The sequence below is a fragment of the Streptomyces sp. NPDC046727 genome (assembly GCF_040645635.1).
In the GTDB taxonomy this organism is placed as follows: domain Bacteria; phylum Actinomycetota; class Actinomycetes; order Streptomycetales; family Streptomycetaceae; genus Streptomyces.
Genome location: NZ_JBEYYR010000015.1, coordinates 96,211 through 112,456 on the forward strand (window position 1 = coordinate 96,211; position 16,246 = coordinate 112,456).

The 16,246-nt window shown below is 73.1% G+C and carries 15 protein-coding genes; 11 read left to right on the plus strand and 4 right to left on the minus strand.

All coding sequences use genetic code 11. The features are described 5' to 3' along the window. Positions 1-11: 11 nt before the first annotated feature. Positions 12-1,220, plus strand: a complete 1,209-nt coding sequence (locus ABZ937_RS20295) for an adenosine deaminase (RefSeq protein WP_361693848.1) — start codon at positions 12-14, stop codon at positions 1,218-1,220. 56 nt (positions 1,221-1,276) lie between these two features. Next, the gene (locus ABZ937_RS20300) at positions 1,277-1,966 is read left to right on the plus strand and encodes a glycerophosphodiester phosphodiesterase (RefSeq protein ID WP_361693674.1); all 690 of its coding nucleotides are present in this window, start codon (positions 1,277-1,279) and stop codon (positions 1,964-1,966) included. On the opposite strand, the gene ABZ937_RS20305 is transcribed toward ABZ937_RS20300, so the two are convergent. Then, positions 1,963-2,559 (minus strand): NAD(P)-binding domain-containing protein, encoded by a 597-nt coding sequence (locus ABZ937_RS20305; protein WP_361693676.1) that lies wholly within the window; start codon positions 2,557-2,559, stop codon positions 1,963-1,965. The genes ABZ937_RS20300 and ABZ937_RS20305 overlap by 4 nt on opposite strands. A gap of 71 nt (positions 2,560-2,630) precedes the next feature. Between ABZ937_RS20305 and ABZ937_RS20310 the strand changes: the two genes are divergently transcribed. Both ABZ937_RS20310 and ABZ937_RS20315 read left to right on the plus strand, forming a co-directional pair. Beyond that, positions 2,631-2,990, plus strand: a complete 360-nt coding sequence (locus ABZ937_RS20310) for a helix-turn-helix domain-containing protein (RefSeq protein WP_361693678.1) — start codon at positions 2,631-2,633, stop codon at positions 2,988-2,990. A 390-nt stretch (positions 2,991-3,380) separates the two neighbouring features. After that, a complete protein-coding gene (locus ABZ937_RS20315) occupies positions 3,381-4,514 on the plus strand; it encodes a serine hydrolase domain-containing protein (protein ID WP_361693680.1) in 1,134 nt (377 codons plus the stop codon). On the opposite strand, the gene ABZ937_RS20320 is transcribed toward ABZ937_RS20315, so the two are convergent. Together ABZ937_RS20320 and ABZ937_RS20325 are read right to left on the minus strand one after the other, a co-directional pair. Further along, positions 4,504-5,022: a hypothetical protein gene (locus ABZ937_RS20320; protein WP_361693682.1), complete on the minus strand. Its 519-nt coding sequence runs from the start codon at positions 5,020-5,022 to the stop codon at positions 4,504-4,506. The two genes, ABZ937_RS20315 and ABZ937_RS20320, sit on opposite strands and share 11 nt — an antisense overlap. Positions 5,023-5,053: 31 nt before the next feature. Next, positions 5,054-5,698, minus strand: coding sequence for a nitroreductase family protein (locus tag ABZ937_RS20325; RefSeq protein ID WP_361693684.1), 645 nt, complete (start codon positions 5,696-5,698; stop codon positions 5,054-5,056). Between the two features lie 111 nt (positions 5,699-5,809). On the opposite strand from ABZ937_RS20325, the gene ABZ937_RS20330 reads away from it, so the two are divergent. The 7 genes from ABZ937_RS20330 to ABZ937_RS20360 all read left to right on the plus strand — a co-directional run bounded on the left by ABZ937_RS20330 (position 5,810) and on the right by ABZ937_RS20360 (position 14,818). After that, complete coding sequence (locus tag ABZ937_RS20330; protein ID WP_361693686.1) at positions 5,810-6,604, plus strand: IclR family transcriptional regulator C-terminal domain-containing protein; 795 nt, start codon at positions 5,810-5,812, stop codon at positions 6,602-6,604. 202 nt (positions 6,605-6,806) lie between these two features. Continuing rightward, positions 6,807-7,610 carry a helix-turn-helix transcriptional regulator gene (locus ABZ937_RS20335; RefSeq protein WP_361693688.1) on the plus strand — a complete coding sequence of 268 codons (804 nt, stop codon included), beginning with the start codon at positions 6,807-6,809 and terminating at the stop codon, positions 7,608-7,610. A gap of 242 nt (positions 7,611-7,852) precedes the next feature. Next, positions 7,853-9,052 carry an aminotransferase class I/II-fold pyridoxal phosphate-dependent enzyme gene (locus ABZ937_RS20340; protein WP_361693690.1) on the plus strand — a complete coding sequence of 400 codons (1,200 nt, stop codon included), beginning with the start codon at positions 7,853-7,855 and terminating at the stop codon, positions 9,050-9,052. A gap of 79 nt (positions 9,053-9,131) precedes the next feature. After that, the gene (locus ABZ937_RS20345) at positions 9,132-10,307 is read left to right on the plus strand and encodes an MFS transporter (protein WP_361693692.1); all 1,176 of its coding nucleotides are present in this window, start codon (positions 9,132-9,134) and stop codon (positions 10,305-10,307) included. A 1-nt stretch (position 10,308) separates the two neighbouring features. Continuing rightward, positions 10,309-11,913, plus strand: coding sequence for a carboxyl transferase domain-containing protein (locus ABZ937_RS20350; protein ID WP_361693694.1), 1,605 nt, complete (start codon positions 10,309-10,311; stop codon positions 11,911-11,913). 9 nt (positions 11,914-11,922) lie between these two features. Continuing rightward, complete coding sequence (locus ABZ937_RS20355; protein WP_361693696.1) at positions 11,923-13,899, plus strand: biotin carboxylase N-terminal domain-containing protein; 1,977 nt, start codon at positions 11,923-11,925, stop codon at positions 13,897-13,899. A gap of 58 nt (positions 13,900-13,957) precedes the next feature. Next, complete coding sequence (locus ABZ937_RS20360) at positions 13,958-14,818, plus strand: 3-hydroxybutyryl-CoA dehydrogenase (protein WP_361693698.1); 861 nt, start codon at positions 13,958-13,960, stop codon at positions 14,816-14,818. On the opposite strand, the gene ABZ937_RS20365 is transcribed toward ABZ937_RS20360, so the two are convergent. Further along, positions 14,803-16,242, minus strand: a complete 1,440-nt coding sequence (locus ABZ937_RS20365) for an NAD(P)/FAD-dependent oxidoreductase (RefSeq protein ID WP_361693700.1) — start codon at positions 16,240-16,242, stop codon at positions 14,803-14,805. The two genes, ABZ937_RS20360 and ABZ937_RS20365, sit on opposite strands and share 16 nt — an antisense overlap. Between the last annotated feature and the right edge of the window lie 4 nt (positions 16,243-16,246).

Genomic DNA, 16,246 nt, shown 5'->3' on the forward strand with positions numbered 1-16,246 from the left:
GAAGGACCCCTCTGCTCGCTGTCCCGTCATGCTACGGGCAGGCCGGGGCGCCATGGCCGGGGGCCTACGATGATCCCGCGTCACCGATCAGCCGATCACCGCGCCCCGACCGGCAGTCCCGGTCCGCGGGCGCCCTTCCCGGGGAGGACCCCTTGACCGACAGTTCCGTACCCGCCGCCGGCACCGCCGACCGCGATCTGCGTGCCTTCATCGCCGGGCTGCCCAAGGCCGAACTGCACGTCCACCACGTCGGCTCCGCCTCCCCCCGCATCGTCTCGGAGCTGGCCGCCCGCCACCCCGACTCCAGGGTCCCCACCGACCCCGAGGCCCTGGCCGACTACTTCACCTTCACCGACTTCGCGCACTTCATCGAGGTGTACCTGTCGGTCGTGGACCTGATCCGCACCCCGGAGGACGTCCGGCTGCTCACCTACGAGGTGGCCCGCGACCTGGCCCGGCAGCAGGTGCGGTACGCCGAGCTGACCATCACCCCCTTCTCCTCCACCCGGCGCGGGATCGAGGAGACGGCCTTCATGGACGCGATCGAGGACGCCCGGAAGGCCGCCGAGGCCGAGTTCGGGACCGTACTGCGCTGGTGCTTCGACATTCCCGGCGAGGCCGGTCTGGAGGCGGCCGAGGAGACCGCGCGGCTGGCCACCGAGGACCGGGTCCGCCCGGAGGGCCTGGTGTCGTTCGGGCTCGGCGGGCCGGAGATCGGCGTGCCCCGGCCGCAGTTCAAGCCGTACTTCGACCGGGCCATCGCCGCCGGGCTGCGCTCCGTGCCGCACGCCGGTGAGACGACCGGCCCCGAGACGGTGTGGGACGCGCTGACCGAGCTGCGGGCCGAGCGGATCGGGCACGGCACCAGCTCCGCGCAGGACCCGAAGCTGCTCGCCCACCTCGCCGAGCACCGCGTCCCGCTGGAGGTCTGCCCGACCTCGAACATCGCCACCCGCGCGGTCCGCGCCCTGGAGGAGCACCCGATCAAGGAGTTCGTCCAAGCCGGCGTGCTGGTGACGATCAACTCCGACGACCCGCCGATGTTCGGCACCGATCTGAACAACGAGTACGCGGTGGCCGCCCGGCTCCTGGAGCTGGACGAGCGCGGTCTGGCCGGCCTCGCGAAGAACGCCGTGGAGGCTTCCTTCCTGGACGCGGCGGGCAAGGCGCGGATCGCGCGGGAGATCGACACCTACACCGCCACCTGGCTCGCCGGCTGAGCACACGAGCGCCCCGTGAGCCCGTCCGGGTTCGCGGGGCGGCCACAATGGGGGCCATGCAGACCGTGACCGCCGTGGCCCACCGCGGCGACCCCTACCGCTTCCGTGAGAACACCCTCGGCTCACTGCGTTCCGCGCTCGGCCAGGGCGCGGACGCCGTCGAGTTCGACGTACGGCTCACCCGTGACGGCGTACCCGTGCTGCTGCACGACGAGACGCTTCAGCGGCTGTGGGACGTCGCCCGGCCGCTGCGCGCGCTGTCCGCGGAGGAGCTGCGCGGGCTGACGGCGGGCGGTGTGCCGACACTGGCGGAGGCGCTGGCCGCGACCGGGGACAGCCGGGTGATGGTGGACCTGTGCGGGCCGGTCGACCGCAGGACGGTCCAGCGGACCCTGGACGTGGTCCGGCAGTGCGGGGCCGGGGACCGCGTCTACTACTCCGCGCACGCGGAGGCGATGCTCGCCGTCCGCGCCGCCGACCCGGCCGCCGAGATCGCCCTGACCTGGACGACCCTGGCCCCTCCCCGGCCCGCGCTGCTGGCCGCGATCCGCCCGCGCTGGCTCAACTACCGCTTCTCCCTGGTGACCCGGGAGCTGGCGGCCCGCGTCCATCACGGCGGCCACCTCCTGTCCGTGTGGACCCCGGACACCCGCCGCTCCATGAGCCGCCTGCTGGACCTGGGCGTCGACTCGATCACGACGAACCGGATCGACACCCTGCACGCCCTGCGCACCGCCGCGGCCTAGACCCCGGCGAACTCCAGCGGTGGTGCGATGGCCTGGGCGTCCGCCTGCTCTGCCACCCACAGGCGGATGAGCAGCGCGGCCGTCGCCTCCAGCAGGCCGGACCGGTCCAGTCCGCCGGCGTGCAGCGGCACACAGCCGAGGTCGTGCACGAGGTGGCGTACGACCGTGAGCGCGTCCTCGTCGTCCCCGCACAGGGGGACGGCGAGCGGGCGGCCGGCGAAGACGGGCGGGGTCAGCCGCCAGACGCTCTCGTGGCAGAGGTTGAAGGCCTTGACCACGCGGGCGGCGGGCGCGGCGGCGGCGATCCGCTCGGCCGCCGCCGGGCCGCCGGCCGTGAGCAGACCGAAGTCCGGGCCCACCGGGTTGGTGCAGTCGATCAGCACCCGCCCGGCCAGGGCGTCCTCGAGGCCGGCGACGACGTCCACGGCCGCCGCGTGGGGCACGGCCAGCAGCACCGCGTCGGTGCCGTGCTCCGCCGCCGCGCGCACCCCGCCCCGCGACCTGCTGCCCGCGGCCACCTCGTGCCCGGCCCGTTCCCACTGCTCCCCCAGCGCCCGGGCCATCGATCCCGTACCGAGAATCCCTATGCGCACAACTGCCTCCTTCTGCGGGCCGGTTGGATACGGACACGACAGTAGGGAGCGGCTCGGGCACCATTCGGTATGTGAGCGACGACCATGCCTTCCTCGCCGACTGCCGGGCCCGCCTGGCCTTCGATCTGCTCGCCAACACCTGGAACTCGGTGGTGCTGTGGGCCCTGCGGGACGGTCCGCGCCGTCCGGGCGCGCTGCGTGCGCAGATCGGCGGGATCAGTCAGAAGGTGCTGACCGAGACGCTGCGCCGGCTGGAGTTCAACGGCCTGGTGGCACGCCGGGCGTACGGCGGCTCGCCGCCGCGCGTGGAGTACGGACTGACCTCGCTGGGGCGGACGTTGCTGGCGCCGATCGACGCGTTCGGGGCGTGGGCCTTCGAGCACGGCGACGAGGTCATGGCGGCCCAGGACCGCTACAGCCGGGAGCGCTGAGCCACCGTCGCGGGGTCGGTGCCGAGGGGGTCGTCCATGCGGCGGCCACCGCCCGAGGCCACGTGGAAGAGCTTGCCCTCAGGACCGGTCCGGGCCGGCACGGCCGGCGTCGGGTCCGTGCCGCTCTTCGAGGTCCTCGTCGGCGTGGGCGAGGCCGGCCGGGCCGGCGGACCCGTCGCTCGGCGCGGGCGGCGACCCGGCCCATCGTGCGGCCCGCGACCCGGCCGGACGCCTACCCGTAGGGGCTGTCCCGGACAACTCCCCCACTGTCCCGGCGGGTTGCTGGGGGACGGGCAAGGGTCGCGGGCCCTCCTCAGTGAGGATCCGGGGACCGGCCCGCCGCCGGAGGATGATCACGCATCGTCACCCGATCTCCTCAAGGAGTCCTTCATGCGCCGCCCCAGCCGTTCCGCTCTCGTGGCCGCCGGTCTCGTCGCCGCGCTGGCCGCCGGCCCGCTTGCCGTCCCGGCGTTCGCCGCACCCGCGCCGGCCTCCGCCTCCGCCACGGCCGGCCCCGACACCGAGGCCCTCGCCGCCGCGATCGCCGGGCTCCCAGACCACGACGCCACCGCCGCGCTGCTCCGCGTCGGCGGCGACGGCACCTGGCGCGGGACGGCCGGCGTGCGGGACGTCCGCACCGGGGCGCCCGCCCTGGAGAACGCGCGGTTCCGCGCCGGGTCGGTGACGAAGGTGGTCACGGCGTCGATCGTGCTGCAGCTGGCCGCGGAGGGCCGGATCGACCTCGACGGCACCGTGCAGCGGTATCTGCCGGGCCTGCTCACCGAGGACTTCGCTCCGATCACCGTGCGGCAGCTGCTGAACTACACCAGCGGCCTGCGCCCGGGAGCGTCCCTCGGGGACACGGTCGAGGAGGGATACGCGCACCGCTTCGAGACGCTGACGCCCCAGCAGGTCGTGGCGGCCTCCGTGGCACAGGGTCCGGCCTCCCCGCCGGGCACGCGGCAGAGCTACGGCAACATCCACTACACCGTCCTCGGCATGCTCATCGAGAAGGTGACCGGCGACTCGTACGCGCACCAGGCGCAGGTACGGATCTTCCGGCCGCTGGGCATGCGGCACAGCTCCTTCCCGGTGGGCGCGGACCCGAGGATCCACGGACCGCACAACCGGGGCTACGACTGGATCGACGGCAAGCTGGTCGATGTGACGGACTGGAACATGACCGACCGTTTCGCCGCCGGTGACCTGATCTCGACCACCGCCGACCTGGAGCGGCTGCTGGTCGGGCTGTTCCGCGGCCGGGTGGTGCCCGAGCCGCAGCTGAAGGAGATGTTCACGCTGCCGGACGTGCCCGGCGCGCGGTACGGCGCGGCGCTGGAGCGGTTCGAGGCGAACGGCAAGGTGATCTGGGGCAAGACCGGCTCGCGGCCGGGGTACGCCACGGTGATCGCCGCGACCCCGGACCTGTCCCGCACGCTGGTCTACTCGGTCAACTCCACGGACGCGAAGGGCGACGGACTGGCCGTCGCCCAGCGCTTCGCGTTCCCCGCGTTCAACCGCTGACGGGCGCGGTCGGCCGGCCGAGCGCCTCCAGCCGCTTGATCTTCTTCCGTACGACGTACAGCGGGACGACGCCGAAGATCCCGAAGGACATGTCGATCAGGCTCCACCAGAACGGGATCCCGCGGACCGGTCCGCAGGCGAGGGCGAGCGGGATGATCCCGGCGCAGGCGATCATCCCGAACTCGACGACCCAGATGTTGCGTACGGGGTCGCGGTACGGGCCGTAGAACGCGACCGCGATGACGAGGTGGGCGAAGGCCAGCCAGTCCGTGCCGTACAGCACGAAGGGGTACTCGGCGTCGACGGTGTCCAGGCCCTGCCGCACCCGCGAGATCCAGTCCATCAGCCCCGGGAGGTACTCCGGCACGGACAGGGACCGCAGCGCGTCCTCGGTCCAGCGCAGTTCGTGCACCAGCGGGAAGGCTGTGGCCCCGCTGAGCACGAGGCACACGACGAAGGAGACCAGCCAGACGCGAATGCCCTTGAGCAGGGCGGCTCTGTCGCTCATGGCAGGAGCGTACGCCCGGAATTGAACATGTTCAAAACCGGTCCCAGTGCAGCACCCGCTCCCGGGGGATGCGGCGCGCCGGCCGGAAGTCGGTGCCGACGGTGTACGCGACGGGGATGAGCGCCGCCTGCATGACGTCGTCGTACGGGATGCCGAGCACCCGGGCCGACTCCTTCTCGTCGACGAGGTTGCCGGTGGTCCAGCAGGTGCCGAGACCGCGGGCCCGGGCGGCGAGCATGAAGCTCCACACGGCCGGCAGGACGGACCCCCAGGTGCCGGCCTGGCGCAGCACGGGCGCGTCGTCGGTACGGCCCTCCACGCACGGGACGACAAGCGCCGGGACCTCGTGGAGGTGCTCGTAGAGGTGCGCGGCGCCGGAGTAGACCCGGTCCATCCGCGCCACGCTCGCGCGCCGCACGTCCCGGGCCGGCAGCGGATCACTGGCGCCGGGCGTGCTCACCCCGGCCCGCCACACCTCCGCCAGGGCGGCCCGCCGCTCCGGATCGGTGACGACGACGAAGTGCCAGCGCTGCCGGTTGCGTCCGCTGGGCGCCTGGACGGCCAGGTCCACGCACTCCTCAAGCAGCCGGCGCGGCACCGGCCGGGTGAGGTCGAGACGGTGCCGGACGGCACGGGTGGTGGACAGCAGCTGGTCGGAAGAGAGGTCGAGAGTCATGCGTTGACCCTGTCGGCGCGTGCCGTACGCCGGCAACGCCCGGCTTTCACTGAGCGAAAACGCGCGCGAGCAGTACCGACGGACGACGGACGAAGGGTGCGGAGGAACGGGATGGCCGAGAGTGTCGCCGGGCGGGTCTTCTCCGTGCTGGACGCGTTCGTCGACGCGCCGAGCACCCTGCGCCTGACGGACATCGCCCGCCGGACGGGGCTGCCGGTGCCGACCGCGCTGCGCATGGTGCGGGAACTGGTGGCCTGGGGCGGGCTGGAGCGGGCGGCCGACGGCTCCTATCGCCTCGGCACCCGTATCCGTACGGTCGGCGCCGCCGCCCCCTGCCCCCGCGGCATGCTCGCCACCGCCCTGCCGGCCCTGCGCACCCTCACCACCCGCACCGGCGGCCACGCGGACGTGGCGATCCCCGCCGACGGTACGGCCCTGTGCCTGGTCACGGGCGAACGGCTCCCCCTGCATGCCACGGCGGCCGGGAAGGTGCTGCTGGCCCACGGGACCGGCGAGGCCCTCGGCGACGGCCTCGCCCTTCGCAACGGCAACAGCCCGGTCATGCGCGACCGCAACGGTCCGGCCGATGTGCAGGGCACCGGGGCCCCCGCGACCGGGACCCCCGCGGGCGCCCACCCGCCACCCGCCTTCGAGCGCCACACCCCCTACACCGTCACCGCCCCCGGCGCGCTCGGCGCCCAGCTGGCCCGGGTCCGTACGGCCGGCCTGGCCGAGGCGCACCAGGAGTACCGGCTGGGCGAACTCTCCATCGCGGCACCGGTGTTCCGGAACGGCATCGCCCTGGCGGCCGTGTCCGTGACGGCTCCGACGACCGCCCCGCCCGACCGGCTGGCTCCGGCCGTACGGCAGGCGGCGGCGACGGTGAGCCGGGCGCTGAGCGGCTGACGGCCGGACCGTCACCGCCCGGTACGGAGCGGGAACAGTCCGACGCGCCGGTTACCCTTATCCGGGGGACCCGACCAGCGGTGACCGTTCGCGCCCGTGCACCCTGACCCGGTGCGGGGCGCCTCCGTTGCGTGGCACCCCACGCCGGCCGCTCCCGAGGGGCCACGGCAGGACGCAGCAGTCAGAGCAGGGGCCCAGTTTCATGCAGCGCGACAACTCCACCGACCGGACCGGCGGACAGCTGCCGGACGAGACGGTGGGACTGGCGGTGCTGCTGCGGGCCTGGCGGGCGCGCGCGGGCCGGAACCTGGGCCTCGGCAAACCGCTGCCGCAGACGGAGGTCGCCGCCGCGGTCGGCATGAGCGAGCGCTGGTACCGGGACCTGGAGCGCGGCACCCTGCCCCGGCTGGACTCCCGGACGCTGGGCGGGCTGGCGGACGCGCTGCGGCTGTGCGCCGACGAACGGGCGACCCTCTTCCTGTACGCCGCCGGCGGCGACCCCTTCCCCGCCGTGTCGCCCGGCGACGGCGTCGATCTGACCCCGCTGCGGCGACTGCTCGACCTGCAGCCCGCGCAGCCCGCCTATCTCACCGACAACGCCTGGAACGTGCTCGACCACAACGCGGCGATGGCCGAGTGGTTCCCCTGGGTGCGGGTCCCCGGCGCGAACCTGATCCGCTGGGGGCTGACCGACCCCGAGGCCCGCGAGCAGCTGGCCGACTGGCCCCGGCACGGGCGGGCGTACCTCGCGATGCTGCGCTACGCCCTGGCGCAGTACCCGGACCACCCCGAACTCCCCGAGATCCTGCGCACGGCGCTCGCCGACCCCGAGTGCCGGCGGATCTGGGACGCGGGCCCGGTCATCATCGCCAACCGGGACGGACACCGCTTCCGCCTGGCCATCCCCCGCTTCGCTCCGCGCACCGTCGACGTCGTCGCCCAGGTGCTGCATCCCGTCGGCTACCCCGGACTCCGGCTGACCTTCCTGAGCCTGCAGGACGGCTGAGTCCCCAGTCTTGCCGACGGCGGCGCCGCTTTTCAACAGCCGCCGACCGGCAAATATTTTCCGGTCCGCCGACCGGGAGAATTCTGCCGGTTCCGCCCGCTCCCACCGGCAAATTTCTGCCGGTTCCTTTCCGGTCCGACCGGCAGAACATTGCCGGTTGCAACCGTTGACATTCGCTACGCCTGGTTGCGAATCTCAGAACTCGACTGAGCAGCGCTTCGGGAGCGACCTTGCACGCCTTCATGAACATCAAGAAAACGATCGGGATAAGCAACGACTTCTGGGATGTCACCGCTGCTTCCGGAATGGCCGGAATCGTGGCCGGAAACCTCGGTGCCGGCCGTTACGCCACCCGCGCGGACGGCCATGAGTTCCTCAACATGTCGTCGTACTCGTACCTCGGTCTGGACTCCCACCCGGCGCTGATCCGCGCGGCGGCCGACGCCGTCACCGAGAACGCGTCGCTGAACACCTCGGTGTCCCGGATGCGCGTGCACTTCGGGATTCTGCGGGACGCCGAGGACGCGCTGTCGAACCTGTTCCGGGTGGAGGCGGTCACCCTCGCCTCCTGCGCCGCGGCGGCCTGGTCCGCGCTGCCCCTGCTGGCCTCCGGCGCGTTGACCGACGGCGTGCCGCCGCTCATGGTGTTCGACAAGCACGCGCACTTCTGCCTGAACGCGATGAAGCCGAGCGTCGCCGACGAGGCCGAGGTCAGGACCATCGCGCACAACGACCTCGACGCCCTGGAAGAGCTGTGCCGCACGCATCCGAACGTCGCCTACGTGGCCGACGGGGTGTACAGCACGGGCGGCCAGGCCCCGGTGCGCGAACTGCTGCGGCTGCAGGAGAAGTACGGGCTGTTCCTGTTCTTCGACGAGGCGCACGGGGTGTCGACGCGCGGCGACCAGGGGCGCGGGCTGGTCCTCGACACCATGGGCGAGATCAACGACCGCACGCTGATCATCACCTCACTGAACAAGGGCTTCGGGGCGTCCGGCGGTGCGATCTTCCTGGGCCCGCAGGGCTCCCGGCACCGCCGTGACCTCGCCCTGCGCTACGGCGGCCCGCTGACCTGGTCGCAGCGGATCAACACGGCCGGGCTCGGGGCGATCATCGCCTCCGCCGAGCTGCACCGCTCGCCCGAGCTGAAGGAGCTGCAGCGGCGGCTCCAGGAGAACATCGACCGGTTCGACGCGCTGGTGCCCACCGCCCAGAGCGGCGACGGACTGCCGATCCGGTTCATCGACATCGGCTCGGAGGAGAAGACGGTCCGCATCGGCCGCACCCTCCTTTCCGAGGGCTACTACACGTCGGCCCTCTTCTTCCCGGTCATCGCCCGCGGAAAGGCCGGACTGCGCATCATGCTGCGCGCGGACATGACGAAGACGGACATCGAGCACTTCGGCCGTCTGGTCAATGACCTGCGGAGCCAGAATGACTGACGTCTCCGCGTCCGAGGAGGCTACCGGGGAAAAGCAGACGGCCGGGGAGATTGCCCGGAATCAGGTGAACCGGCGCATCATGGCGCTTTCCTGTCTGCTGGTCTTCATGGCCCAGATGGCGACCACCATCTATCTGCCCTCGCTGCCGATCGTGGCGCACGATTTCGGAATGTCGCGCAGTTATGCGGCGCTTTCCATTTCGGCGTTCGTGATCGGTGCCGCGGCTCCGGTGGTGCTGTGGGGCGTGGCCGCGGACCGGTACGGCCGCCGGGGCCCGCTGCTGACCTCGCTGGCACTGTTCGTACTCACCAGCGCGGCGATCGCACTGGTCCGGTCCCCCGAGGCGCTGCTCGCACTGCGCGCGCTGCAGGGCATCGGCGCCGGTGGCGCGGCGATCATCGCGCGCATCCTGGTGCGGGACCGGTGGAACGGCGACGAGCTGGCCAAACGTCTGTCGGTGCTGTCGATCGCGTTCATCACGGCGATGGGCGGCGGCCAGTTCCTCGGCGGTCTGATCGGCCGGTACGCGCACTGGGAGGCCGGTTTCGCGGTCCTCGCCACGGTCGGCGCGGTCGCCGCGCTGCTCACCTTCACCGTGCCGTTCGAGTCGAGCCGTGCCGTGCAGCGGCCGTCCGAGGTACTGCGGATCTGCCTCACGATCAGCAGGCAGCCCGCGTTCCTGCTGCCGGCGCTGGCCGGCGGTGCCGGGTTCGCCACGATCGTGGTGCTCCAGGAGGTCAGCCCGTTCGTCTTCCAGCAGCACTTCGGGCTCGCCACCGACCAGTACGGCAGCCTCGGGCTGCTGCTCGGCGCCGCCTACTTCGGCGGCGCGATGGCCGTCAACCGGCTGGTGGCCAAGACGGGTTCGGGCCGGCTGATGACCGCCGGGGCGGTGGTGATGACCGCGGCCGGCGTGCTGATGATCGTCCTGTGGTCGGTGCCCGGCCTGCCGGACGGCGGCGCTCTGGTGGCGTTCGTCGCGCTGTACTGCGTGACCACGTTCGGCCAGTCCGTGCTGTTCCCGAACAGCATGGCCACCGCGGTCAGCAGCCAGCAGGGGCACGGCGCCTACGCCGTCTCCCTGTGCGGCTTCCTGCAGCAGTCGATGGCCGGCGTGGCCGCGTCCAGCGCCGCGCTGCTGCACGCCGACCTCGCCTGGGCCACGGTCGCCGCCGCGCTGGGCGCCGCGGCCTGGCTCATGACCCGGATCGCCGTCCCCGCGACACCGACGGCCGTCGCCACGGAAGGGAAGTGACATGGCGGTTCTGCGTTCGAACATCAGCCCCTCCAGCGAGGTGTTCCGCCGCAACAGCGAGGCCTACGACGGCCTGCGCGAGCGGGTCGCGACGGCACGCGCGGCGGCCACGGCCGGCGGCGGCGCCGCGGCGCGCGCCAAGCACGCCGCGCGCGGCAAGCTCACCGCCCGCGAGCGGGTGAGCCGGCTGCTCGACCCGGGGACCCCGTTCCTGGAGATCGGCCAGCTCGCCGCGCACGAGGTGTACGAGCAGGCCGTGCCGTCCGCGGGCATCATCACCGGTGTCGGCATGGTGGAGGGCCGGCCCACGGTGGTGTTCGCCAACGACGCGACCGTGAAGGGCGGGACGTACTACCCGCTGACCGTCCGCAAGCACCTGCGGGCCCAGCAGGTCGCCCGGGAGAACGGGCTGCCCTGCGTCTACCTGGTCGACTCCGGGGGCGTGTTCCTGCCGATGCAGGAGGACATCTTCCCGGACGAGAACCACTTCGGCCGGATCTTCCGCAACATCGCGGAGATGTCCGCGATGGGTCTGCCGCAGATCGCGGCCGTGATGGGCTCGTGCACCGCCGGCGGCGCGTACATCCCGGCGATGTGCGACGAGACGGTGATCGTGAAGGGCACCGGGTCGGTCTTCCTGGGCGGTCCGCAGCTGGTGCGGGCGGCGACCGGCGTGATCGTCGACACCGAGACCCTCGGCGGCGCCGATCTGCACACCACGACCAGCGGGGTCGCCGACCACCTCGCCCTCGACGACGAGCACGCGCTGACCCTGGTCCGGGAGATCGCCGCCCGGCACGGCAGGGACGTGCCGGCCGCGCCGCCCGGGACGCCGGTGCCGCCGCTGTACGACCCGGCCGAGCTGCCGGGCATCATCAGCGCCAACCCGCGCGAGCCGATCCCGGCCCGGGAGATCCTCGCCCGGCTGCTGGACGGCAGCGAGTTCACCGAGTACCGCGCCCGGTTCGGGACGACGATCGTGTGCGGCACCGGCCGGATCGGCGGCTACCCGGTGGGCGTGCTGATCAACGACGGCGTGCTGTTCTCCGAGAGCGCCCAGAAGGCCGCGAACTTCATCGAGCTGTGCTCGCAGCGCGGCATCCCGCTGCTCTTCCTGCACAACATCAACGGGTTCATGGTGGGCGCCGAGTACGAGGCGGGCGGCATCGCCAAGCACGGCGCGAAGATGGTGAACGCCGCGTCCTGCGCCGCCGTCCCGAAGTTCTCCGTGCTGATCGGCGGCAGCTACGGCGCGGGCAACCTGGCCATGTGCGGGCGTTCGATCGGCCCGCAGCTGATGGCCATGTGGCCCAACGCCCGTACGTCCGTGGTCGGCGGCGAGCAGGCCGCGACCGTCATGGCCCTGATGAAGAACGAACAGCTGGCCAAGCAGGGCGGCGAGATGACCCCGGAGGAGGAAGAGGCCTTCAAGAAGCCGATCCGGGACAACTACGACCGCGAGGGCCAGCCCCTCTATGTGGCCGCCCGACTGTGGGTGGACGCCCTGGTCGACCCCGTCGACACCCGTGAATGGCTGACGCTGAGCCTCGCTCTGGCCGCGGCAGCACCGCAACGAGAGACGCGCTTCGGCGTGTTCAGGATGTGATGACCAGCCATGGTGAAACGACTTCTGATCGCCAACCGGGGTGAGATCGCCCGCCGTATCGCCCGCACCTGCCGCCGCCTCGGCATCGAGTACGTCGCCGTGCACTCCGAGGCGGACGGCGCCGCCGCCCACCTGGAGGGCGCCTTCGAGCAGGTCCTGCTCGGCCCCTCCCCGGCGGCCAACAGCTATCTGCGCGTCGACGCCCTGGTGGACGCGGCCCTGCGCACCGGCTGCGACGCCGTCCACCCGGGCTACGGCTTCCTCTCGGAGAACCCGCAGTTCGCGGCGGCGGTGGCCGAGGCGGGCCTGGTCTTCGTCGGGCCCGGCGCGGACACGATCGCGGCGATGGGCGACAAGGCCACCGCGAAGCGGCTGATGGCCGAGGCGGGTGTGCCGGTGCTGCCGGGCTCGGCGGACGCCACCGAGTCGGCGGACGAGATCCGGGCGCACGCGGCCCGCATCGGCTACCCGGTGATCCTCAAGCCGGTCGCCGGGGGTGGCGGCAAGGGCATGCGGGTCATCGAGCGGGAGGACGACCTCGCCCCGGCCGTCGAGGCGGCGGTCCGGCTGGCCCGCGCGAACTTCGGCGACGGGCGGCTGCTGGTCGAGCGGTATCTGCGCCGCCCCCGGCACATCGAGGTCCAGGTCTTCGGCGACGCCCACGGCACCGTGGTGCACCTGTTCGAGCGGGAGTGCTCGCTGCAGCGCCGGCACCAGAAGATCGTGGAGGAGGCGCCGGCCGTCAACCTGCCGGCGGACGTGCGGGAGGCCCTGCTGTCGGCGGCCGTGCGCGGCGCGCGGGCCATCGGCTATGTCAACGCGGGCACGTTCGAGTTCGTCCTGGACGGCACCGGGGAGTTCTTCTTCCTGGAGGTCAACACCCGTCTCCAGGTGGAGCATCCGGTGACCGAGGCCGTCACCGGCCTGGACCTGGTCGAGTGGCAGCTGCGGGTAGCGGCGGGCGAGCGACTGCCCCTGTCCCAGGGCGAGATCACCGCGTCCGGGCACGCGATCGAGGTCCGGGTGTACGCCGAGGACCCCGACGCGGACTTCCGCCCCGCCCCCGGCCGGGTGCTGGACACCCGGTGGCCCACCGGTCTCAGGGTGGACGCGGCCTTCGACACCACGGGCGACGTGCCGGTCTTCTACGACCCGATGATCGCCAAGATCATCGCGCACGGCCCGGCCCGCCCCGCGGCCCTCGTCCGGCTGCGGGACGCCGTCCGCGACACCGCCGTCCTCGGCCTCACCACCAACCTGGGCTTCCTCGCCGACCTGCTGGGCGACACCCGGGTGAGCGCCGGGCTGATCGACACCCACCTGGTGGACGAGTTCACCGCCCGCGCCGCCGGGCACCCCCGGGACCTGGAGCCGGTGGCGGCGGCCTGCGCCGCGGCGATGACACTGCCCGCGGGCGGCGGGGCCGCCTCGCCGTGGAGCGGCTCCCTGGGCCCCCTGGACCGTGAGGTGCTCGACCCGGAGGCCCCGCTGGGCCGTGTCGCCTGCCGCGTGGGCAGCCGCCCGCTGGAGGCGGCACTGCTCTCCCGGCGGGCCGGGGCGCTCACGGTGGCCGTGGCCGGCGAGCGGTACGGCGTCACCTGCGCGCAGGACGGGACGCTGGTGCGCGGTACGGCGGGCGAGTCACGGTGGACGGGCCTGCGCCGGGCCGACGGCTGCGAACTGGTCGTGGACGGCCGCCGTATCGCCCTGACCCTCGCCGTATCCGGCGAGGACGACGGCGCGGCCGGCACCGACACGGTCACCTCCCCCATGCCCGGCACGGTGGTCCAACTCCCCGTATCCGTGGGCGACTTCGTCCGGCAGGGCGACACGGTGGCGATCGTCGAGGCGATGAAGATGGAGAACCGGATCCTCGCCCCGGCCGACGGTGTGGTGGAGGAGATCCGCTGCGCCCTGGCCGAGATCGTCTCCGCGGACCAGATCCTGGTCGTCATCGGCCAGGAGCAGGGCGAACAGGCCGCCTGAGCCGGTCGCCCCACCCGAAGATCACGCGATCAGCGCAACAAGAGGAAGCAGAGAACCAATGATCCCCATCCGCCGTGTCGGAGTGGTCGGCTCGGGCGCCATGGGCGCCGGAATCGCCGAGGTGAGCGCCCTGGCCGGCATGGACGTGCTGGTCGCGGTCTCCCGCGAGTCCTCGCTGACCACGGGCCGAAGGCGCGTCGCCGGCTCGCTCGACCGTGCCGTCGCCAAGGGCCGGATCGGCGAGGCCGACCGGGACGCGGCCCTGGCCCGTCTCCGCTTCACCACGGACCTCGGCGAGCTGGCCGACCGCCAGCTGGTGGTGGAGGCGGTCCGCGAGGAGGAGTCGCTCAAGCTGGACCTGTTCGCCACCCTGGACAAGGTGGTCGAGGACCCGGAGGCGATCCTGGCCTCCAACACCTCCTCGATCCCCGTCATGAAGCTGGCCGGCGCCACCGGCCGCCCGGCCCAGGTGATCGGCACCCACTTCTTCAACCCGGTGCCGGCCATGGCCCTGGTGGAGCTGGTCGGCTCGCTGCACACCTCCGAGGCCACCCTGGACCGGGCCGAGACGTGGGTCGCCGAGACGCTGGGCAAGCAGCCGATCCGCGCCAAGGACCGGGCCGGCTTCGTGGTCAACGCGCTGCTGGTGCCGTACCTGCTCTCGGCCGTCCGCATGCTGGAGACGGGCTTCGCCACGGCCGAGGACATCGACCGGGGCATGGTCCTCGGCTGCTCCCACCCGATGGGCCCCCTGCGCCTGACCGACATGGTGGGCCTCGACATCGTGGCGGCGGTGGCGGACGCCCTGTACGCGGAGTTCAAGGAGCCCCTGTACGCGGCTCCCCCGCTGCTGTCCCGCATGGTCGAGGGCGGCTTGCTGGGCCGCAAGACGGGCCGGGGCTTCTACTCGTACGCGTAGCCGCCGCCCGGAACGCCGAGGTGGCGGAGGGCCGAGGCCGCCGCTCCGGCGCCGCACATCCCGTGGGCTCCGGGGCCCGGCGGGGTGGCGGCGGAGCAGCAGAAGACGCCGGGCAGGCCGGTGGAGTACGGGTCGAGGGCGGGCCGTGGCCCGAGGACGAGCCGGGGCACGGTCTCCGCTCCCGTCAGGATGTCCCCGCCGGCGAAGTTGGGGTTGGCGGCGGCGAACTCGGCGGGCGAGGTCGCGTGCACGCCGACGACGCGGTCCCGGGTGCCGGGGGCGAAGCGTTCGAACTGGGCGAGGACGGCCTCGGTGGCGTCGCCGTCGTATCCGTACGGGACATGGGCGTAGGCCCAGACCGGGTGGACGTCGCCGACGGACCGCCCCGGATCGGCCAGGTACTGCTGGCCGGCCAGGACGAACGGCCGGGCGGGCATGCGTCCGGCGTTCACGTCCCGCTCCGCCTGCGCGATCTCGGCGAGCGTGCCGCCGAGATGCACGGTGCCGGCCCGCCGGGCGTGCTCGTTCGTCCACGGCACGCCCTGCTCCACGGCCAGGTCGACCTTGAAGGCGGCGGGCCCGCGGCGGAAGCGTGCGTAGGCTCCGCGGACGCGGTCGGGCAGCCGGTCGCCGTAGATCCGGGCGATCTGCGCGGGGTCGAGGGCGAGCAGGGTGACGTCGGCGGGCGGGATCTGGGTGTGGTGGGTGATACGGACGCCGGTGTGCACCCGGCCGCCGTGGGCGCGCAGTGCGCGTTCCAGGCTGTCGGCGATGGCCTGTGAGCCGCCTTCCGCGACGGCCCATCCGGCGGCATGCCCCGCGGTGAGGATGCCCAGCCCGATGGCCGAGCTGAGCGGGTGGGACAGCGGGCGGAAGGAGTGCGCCGCGACCCCGGCCCACAGCGCCCGGGCCCGCGGGGTGGAGAAGCAGCGGCCGAGGAGCGTGGCGGGCAGCGTCGTGGGCAGGCCGAAGCGCGCCAGGAGCAGGGGGTGCGAGGGGATGCGCAGCAGGGGGCCGAGCACGTCGTGGCTCAGCGCGTCCCACTTCCGTACCGAGGGCTCCAGCAGCCGCCGGTAGCGGGCGCCGTCGGCGCCGAGGCCGCGGGCGGTGTCCTCGACGGAACGCAGCAGCACGCCCGCCGTGCCGTCGTCCAGGGGATGCGCGCAGTCGACGTCCGGCAGCCGCCAGCGCAGTCCGTGGCGTCCGAGGTCCAGCGCCCTGTGGGCCGGCGAGGTGACGGCCATGGGGTGCACGGCCGAGCAGTGGTCGTGCAGCAGGCCGGGCAGGATCCGCTCCTGGCTGCGCGTGCCGCCGCCCACCTGGTCGGCGGCTTCCAGGAGGGTCACGTCCAGGCCGGCCCGGGCGAGGAGGGCGGCCGCGGTGAGCCCGTTGGGCCCGCCGCCGACGACGATCGCGGTGGTCATGAAG